6 protein-coding genes are annotated in these 6,026 nt (G+C 61.7%); 4 read left to right on the forward strand and 2 right to left on the reverse strand.

Annotation, left to right across the window (positions count from 1 at the left end; all coding sequences use genetic code 11):
- Positions 1 to 247: 247 nt before the first annotated feature.
- Positions 248 to 1,753, forward strand: coding sequence for an ATP-binding cassette domain-containing protein (locus VGI36_06810; protein HEY2484841.1), 1,506 nt, complete (start codon positions 248 to 250; stop codon positions 1,751 to 1,753).
- 74 nt (positions 1,754 to 1,827) lie between these two features.
- The gene (locus VGI36_06815; protein HEY2484842.1) at positions 1,828 to 2,580 is read left to right on the forward strand and encodes an ion channel; all 753 of its coding nucleotides are present in this window, start codon (positions 1,828 to 1,830) and stop codon (positions 2,578 to 2,580) included.
- Between the two features lie 184 nt (positions 2,581 to 2,764).
- Here the strand turns inward: VGI36_06815 and VGI36_06820 are convergent, their stop codons facing one another.
- On the reverse strand, positions 2,765 to 3,373 hold the full coding sequence (locus VGI36_06820; protein HEY2484843.1) for a methyltransferase domain-containing protein: 609 nt from the start codon (positions 3,371 to 3,373) through the stop codon (positions 2,765 to 2,767).
- Positions 3,374 to 3,760: 387 nt separating this feature from the next.
- Between VGI36_06820 and VGI36_06825 the strand changes: the two genes are divergently transcribed.
- Together VGI36_06825 and VGI36_06830 are read left to right on the forward strand one after the other, a co-directional pair.
- Positions 3,761 to 4,795, forward strand: a complete 1,035-nt coding sequence (locus tag VGI36_06825) for a lysylphosphatidylglycerol synthase domain-containing protein (GenBank protein HEY2484844.1) — start codon at positions 3,761 to 3,763, stop codon at positions 4,793 to 4,795.
- A gap of 5 nt (positions 4,796 to 4,800) precedes the next feature.
- Positions 4,801 to 5,574, forward strand: coding sequence for a hypothetical protein (locus VGI36_06830; GenBank protein HEY2484845.1), 774 nt, complete (start codon positions 4,801 to 4,803; stop codon positions 5,572 to 5,574).
- A 202-nt stretch (positions 5,575 to 5,776) separates the two neighbouring features.
- On the opposite strand, the gene VGI36_06835 is transcribed toward VGI36_06830, so the two are convergent.
- A partial coding sequence (locus tag VGI36_06835; protein HEY2484846.1) for a hypothetical protein occupies positions 5,777 to 6,026 on the reverse strand: 250 nt, incomplete at its 5' end.

The raw sequence follows: 6,026 nt of genomic DNA on the forward strand, positions 1-6,026 counted from the left end.
AGTACCGTTCTTCGCGGTCGATCGTAGAGCCAAGTGAGGCAGGCGAGGCGCGCGCATTCCTCTCTTCCGAGCTAACCTCCTCCTAGATTGACCCTCTGCGCCCCAACGATTACCTTTTGGAATATCCATTTCCGAGAGAGGCCACCGGGTGTGCGGAAGTAACTGCTTCTAGTGTCGTTGATTGCGACGTTCGGCGCCCAGCGCCGGCGCGATGGCGCCGCTGTGCGCCTAATCCTGGAGCAGTTACATGTTCGTGCATTTGGTCGATCTTTCATTCTCGTACGCCGATTCCGTTCCGATCCTTCGTGACGTAAACATCCAGCTTGCGCCTGGATGGATTGGCGTCGTCGGCGCCAATGGGGCCGGCAAGACCACGCTGCTGCGTTTGATTACCGGCGAGGTTAGGCCGACAGCCGGCCACGTTCGTCTCGATCCGCCATCCTCATCGCTCGCGATTTGCGCGCAGACGGTCGAGACGCTTACGCGAGCGATCGAAAAGCTCGCCGCCGCGACCGATCGTGTTTCGCGCCGCGTCCATGGCGAATTGGCGCTCGATCCGGGCGCCCTTCCACGCTGGCCAACCCTCTCGCCGGGCGAGCGCAAGCGCTGGCAGGTCGGAGCCGCGCTTGCTGCGCAGCCGTCGATACTGATTCTCGACGAGCCGACCGATCATCTCGACGCCGACGCCCGCGAACTGTTGCTTGCAGCGCTGGTTCGCTTCCGTGGGATCGGAATAGTCGTCTCGCACGACCGCACCCTGCTGGAACACCTGACGACCTATACGATCAGGGTTCACGGCGGTTCGGCGCACATGGTGCGCGGTCCTTATGGTGATGCGAAGCGCGCTTGGGAAGCCGACGAGCGCGAACGTCACCATCAGTACGAGCGACTCAAGGAAAAACAAGCGACGCTGAAACGGCGCCTGGGTGACAAACGGCGATTGGCGATTTCGGCCGAGTCGCAATGGAACGCCGGTGCAGCGCAGCGGATGAAGGGGCCGCGCGATCATGACGCGACCAGCATGATGGCACGCGGGAAAGCGGAGATGGCGTCGAGTCGGCTCTCGCGCGATGCCGCCGTCCTGCGCAGGAGCATCGACCGCGTCTCGGCGAATATCGAAGCATTCAGGTTTGTGAAGGAGAAAGGGCGCGCGGTATTTGTTGACTACGGGGCCGCCCCGGCCAGCCGCCTCTTCGTTCTCGACACCGCCGCACTCTGCGCCGGTGAGGAAGCGCTGCTGACCGAAGTTCATCTGGTCGTGAATCGTGACAGTAAGATCCGCGTCGCGGGTATCAACGGCGCGGGCAAGACCACCCTGCTCAACGCGTTGGTCGCCGCCTCCCATCTGCCCGCCGATCGCATTCTCCATTTGCCGCAGGAGCTGACCCGTGAGGATGGCATCGCGATTCTGGACTCGATACGCGTTCTGCCTCCCGCGCCACGCTCGCGAGTGCTTGCCCTCGCCGCCGCTCTGGGCCTGGATCCCGCCCGCGTGCTTGCCTCGCCGTCGCCATCCCCCGGCGAAGCGCGCAAACTGGCACTGGCCGACGGGCTCGGCCGACAAGTGTGGGCGTGCGTGCTCGATGAACCGACCAACCACCTCGATATGCCGGCCATCGAACGTCTGGAGGAGGCTCTCGCTGAATATCCCGGGGCTCTGGTGATGGTGACGCACGACGAACCGCTGGCAAGACGCGTCACGCGTGAGGAATGGCGAGTGGACTCGGGCCAGGTGAGGGTCCGCTCCCACTGACGGCGGCAAAGGGGGGGCTGTGGATTATCCGCACTGCCTATCGGGCGCCGAGGGAGTAAACTCTGCGCTCAGCAATGGCCGACACCAGTGTTCACCAGCCCGAGGCGACGCCGAAACCCCACTCCAATCGGCTGTGGGAAGCGCTCGGCTTGCGCCGGCGCAATTGGCCCGGGCGCTATACGGTGCTGCTGTTCATGGTCCTGCTGATGATTGTCGGGGAGCCGATGTTCGCCGGTCACCGGCTCGCACAGGGGATCGCCACCGTGTCGCTGTCGCTGGTTCTACTGGCCGCTCTGTACACGCTGAATCTGTCGCCAGCCTACTTCACTGTGGGACTACTGGTGATGGTGCCGACGATCGTGACTCGCTGGGCACTTCATTGGTATCGCACTCCGGAACTCGAGGTCTTCGCCGCTTTGTCAGCCAGCGCATTTATCTTCATCACGGTCGTAGGCCTGGTGCGGGAACTATTCAGCGTCAAGCGCGTCACCCTGGACACGATAAGCGCGGCAATCAGCGCTTACTTGCTGATGGGGCTGGCATGGGCCTTCTTGTTCGCGGTTGTGGCGATGGAACATCCCGGTTCGTTCAGCCGGGTCTTGCTGGTCCATTCGGAGTCCACGCCGATGTTCATGTCGATGCACAATTTCTTCTACTACAGCTTCGTCTGTCTTACGACGACCGGCTTCGGCGATATTGCGCCGGCCTCCGACGCCGCGCGGGCCATTTCAATTTTGGAATCGGTGACGGGGCAAATGTACCTGGCCATCCTGATCGCGCGCCTAGTCTCGCTGCAAGTCGCCCAGTCGATGCTGGGTACTGGCTGACTGCGCGCTCAACCTTTCGCCCGCGCCACAGATTTTCCCGGTGCAACCGGTCCCACGAGGTCTCCAATTGCGGCCACCGGCTACCCCCACGTCGTCGTTGTAAATCTCGGGCCATTTTACAGCCTTGATTCATTCTAAGGGACGGAGTTGCTGAGCTGGTCGCGGGGACGCCAGTCGTCCGAAATCACGACCCACGGGCCAAGGGCTTGCGTGCGATGAAGATTGCGTCGTCCATCAGTTCGCATGGTTGCGCGCACGCCAATTCAGCCGTCGGTATCGTACGATCTTCCAGTCCCGATGCCCGCAGACGCAGTGTAAAATCGCATCCATACAGCCGCCAATGACCCTCTCGCGGGTCCGGTGCGCCGAATTCCCGGGTCCCGGCCGTTCGCCAGTCGGGCCGCGTCGGCACCATCACGACCACCTCCCCGCCCGGCGTCAAGGTGCGTGCGAACTCAGCGATCACCGCACGATCGTTTTCGATATGTTCCAGCATGTGGCTGGATACGATCATCCGAAAGGAATTCGACTGAAACGGCAGACGCGTAGCATCCGCGCGCACCATCGCACTTTCCAGCTTCAGATCGCTAGTAACGTATCGAAGGTCATTACGGCGCTTGAATACCGGCATCAGGTTTTGTTCGGCCGACAGATGGAGGATCGCGCTTCCCGCCTCAAGACGCGCCAATTGGTCGGCCAGATAGGTCCACAGCGCCCGATGGCGCGGATGGCTGCCGCAGCGCGGGCAAATGATGCCGTTCTGGCGGTGGCCCGCGTAGTCAAGGAAACGCATCCCGCTCCATCCGCAGCACGGGCACTGCCTGCGTGTCGGTCCAACCAGGTTCGCCACCCGGATAAGATTGTTCTTCTGCAACCGCCAGACGTACCGAAGCGCAGCTCGCCCGCCTTTTTTCCGATAGCGGCGAATGATCCGATGCAATCCCATCGCGGAGTTCAGCCTGCCCCCGACCCTAAAGTCAGCGATGAACTGCAGCGGAAGGTCTCGAATCGGTCGCCCTCGATCACACGAAGCGTTCTCATAGATGGAGCCAAATTGTCGCTTCCTCTAAGAGCGCATGTCAACGCGAGATGGAAGTGCTGGGTTGCGCGTGCGCTCCGACGCTGAAACAATGGCATCGCAGCGCCGCGGTTTTTCGGGTTTCGGCGCCTTGCTCGCTTGATGCGCCGCGTCGAGACCATCCTTATTGTTCTTTCGCTCGTCTTCTACGCCTGGTTCCTGGCCCACTTCGGTCCCGCGCAGATCCTCTCCTATTTGCGGCTGGCGGGATGGGGTGTTGCGCTGACCATTTCGCTCGAGGGGGTGGCGCGCGTCGTGAATACGGTCGGATGGCGCGTCACGATCTACGACTGTCCGCCTTCGCTGGGAATGGCGCAGCTCTTCTTCGCCCGCATCGCGGGAGAGGCGATTGACTACATCACCCCTCCGAGCGGTCAATTCGTGATGGCCATGATGGTCCGGCAAAGGCTCCGCATGTCCTTTGGGCTGGCCACCACGGTGGTGGCCGCGCTGGCTGAGGTGATCGGCCAGATGGGATTCATCACGCTGGCTATCCTGGTCTCCCTGAACATGGTTCCCGCGGGCGCCCGCTTGTTTTGGCCCATTGTGGGAGGCTTTGCGATCGCGCTTTCTCTGGCGACGGGCTTCTTTTTCGTCCAGCAAAAGCGTCCGTTTTCGCATCTTTGGCGGGCAGCCGCCCGCCTCCATATCGGGGGCGTTCAGAGCGAGCAAATAGGGGCCGCGGCAGACGAGGCCGACGGCCTCCTGCTGGATTTCTACGCCGAGCATCGTACGCGGTTTTTTGTTGCCACCCTGTGCTATTTGGTGGCCTGGAGTCTGGGGCCGATTGAAATTTATCTGCTCCTGTATCTGCTTCATCAACCGGACTCGCTGCGCCTCGCGTTGTTGGTGGACGGCATCGGCCTGCTGCTGGAGCGCGCAACCTTTCTGATTCCCGCCAAGCTCGTCAGCCAGGAAGGTGGCAAGGCTCTGATTCTCGCGATGTTGGGCTATCGTGCCGGAGTCGGGTTTGCCATCGGGTTTCTGCGGCGCGTGAAAGAGATGGTCTGGGTGCTGCTCGGGCTGCTGACCCTGATGATCCATCGAATCGTGGTGGAAAAAGGGCAGGACAGCACCGACGCCATCAACATCTTGGCCACAGAGGTACTGAAAATTCGCCAGGCGCAAGGAGAGTAGCAGCCATGAAAACGACCTCATTTGCCGCGGCCGCGGTGGCCGTCGCGCTATCCACACTCCCTGCCCGGGCCGGGGTGGTGATTACCCAGGAGCAAGTCGCCAACGGGCAGTTTGGCGAGCGCAAGAGTCAACAGACCATCATGATTCAGGGCAACAAGCAGAAGATGATCACCGGCGAACGCCAGATCATCACCGACCTCGACAACAAAGTCATGTATCTGATCGATCCCTCGAAGAGCAGCTACTTCCAGCTCCCGTTTCCGCCCACCGGCCCGATGGCGCAGGCGGTCGCGCATGCCGCCGGGGCGATGGACTTCAAGAGGGGCACTACCACCCGCAAGGTGCTGGGCTACGCTTGCACCGACTATTCGGGGGCTGGGCAATCGATGAGCGGCGACTACACCGTCATCGAGTGCTTCTCAACCAGCGCGCCGGGTGCCAAAGAGTTCAACGCGTTCCAAAAGGCGATGGCCGCAAAGCTCAAATCGGTGGTCCCGGAAAGCAATACTCCCGACGGCATCCCGCTCGCGTCGGACTCGACGGTTAACATGAACACCATGAGACTTCCGAACCTGCCCCCGGACCAGGCGCAGCGGCTTCAGCAGCAGCTGGCGAAGATGAAGCCGGTGACGACCAAGACCGAGGTAACCAAGCTCGAAGCCAAGAACCTGCCTGCGGAAACATTCGCGGTGCCAAAGGGCTACACCCAGCGAACCCTGGGAACGCCACCCGCGGCTGAGGTTAAAGCCCCAGGACCGGCGCCGTCTCCTGCGAAGTGACCCGGGGGCCAACTTCGGCGTGAGGGCGTTGCGGCTTTAGCCGCCCAGCCTCCGATCTACAAATCATCGAACCGTCGCCGTTCGCGCCGTCAGCAGTTCGAGCGGGTCTGCCCAAACTGTGAGCGCTGTTCGCGCAGGCTTATAAAAGCAAGCGGGACCGTTTCCGGTCCCGCTTGGAAGACTCGATGAGAGGAGAGCCCGCCTACATCGAGGCCGAGTCCTCCTTGGACTTGTTCGCCGGAGCGTTCAGCGCGGCGCACGATTCGTAGATCCATTTCGTCGAGGAGAGTTCATCCTCGGCAAACAGACGCAACGCTTCCTTGGTCCCCAGGTCCTCCTTGATGAGCGCGGCGAAATCGCAGATCGGTTTGATCGCCTCTTCGGGCTTACCCACGCGCTCGACAAACTTGAGCAGCTTCACGTTGTCCGCGATGTTTGGGTCGCCAAGATAG

Source organism: Candidatus Binataceae bacterium (assembly GCA_036495685.1).
Classification (GTDB): domain Bacteria; phylum Desulfobacterota; class Binatia; order Binatales; family Binataceae; genus JAFAHS01.

Excerpts from the sequence above, each read along its gene's own strand:
- VGI36_06810 (HEY2484841.1), top strand. The coding sequence starts at position 248 with ATGTTCGTGCATTTGGTCGATCTTTCATTCTCGTACGCCGATTCCGTT.
- VGI36_06815 (HEY2484842.1), top strand. The coding sequence starts at position 1,828 with ATGGCCGACACCAGTGTTCACCAGCCCGAGGCGACGCCGAAACCCCAC.
- VGI36_06820 (HEY2484843.1), bottom strand. The coding sequence starts at position 3,373 with ATGCGTTTCCTTGACTACGCGGGCCACCGCCAGAACGGCATCATTTGC.
- VGI36_06825 (HEY2484844.1), top strand. The coding sequence starts at position 3,761 with ATGCGCCGCGTCGAGACCATCCTTATTGTTCTTTCGCTCGTCTTCTAC.
- VGI36_06830 (HEY2484845.1), top strand. The coding sequence starts at position 4,801 with ATGAAAACGACCTCATTTGCCGCGGCCGCGGTGGCCGTCGCGCTATCC.